Origin of the sequence: Paraburkholderia sp. SIMBA_053, from assembly GCF_046534895.1 — a bacterium.
Classification (GTDB): domain Bacteria; phylum Pseudomonadota; class Gammaproteobacteria; order Burkholderiales; family Burkholderiaceae; genus Paraburkholderia; species Paraburkholderia caledonica.
The window spans coordinates 1-259 of sequence record NZ_JAWRXU010001026.1; the positions used below are offsets into that span (position 1 = coordinate 1).

A 259-nucleotide genomic window follows, 5' to 3' on the forward strand; every position below is an offset into this window, starting at 1 on the left:
GGAGATGACGTAGGCCGTCACCGAGCCGGGATGCCGGTGCGCGCCCGTGTAGGCGCGCGGAGGAAAGTCGACCACGACCGTCGTCACGGATTTGCCCGGCACGTTCGCGAGCGGCTCGCACGACAGTACGCGCGAGGTCGTCGTTGGGCGCTGGGCGGCGGCATCGGAGGACGACGATGCGTCGCTGAGCAGCGGCGTACTGCACATCGCGTCGAGCCATTGAATGGCGGGGCGCGTCGGCAGCACGGCAAGCGGGGCG

General features: G+C 70.7%; 1 pseudogene. It reads right to left on the reverse strand.

The window, feature by feature from the left end:
* Window positions 1-259 (reverse strand): annotated as a pseudogene (locus SB753_RS38740) (cupin domain-containing protein); the annotation flags it as partial.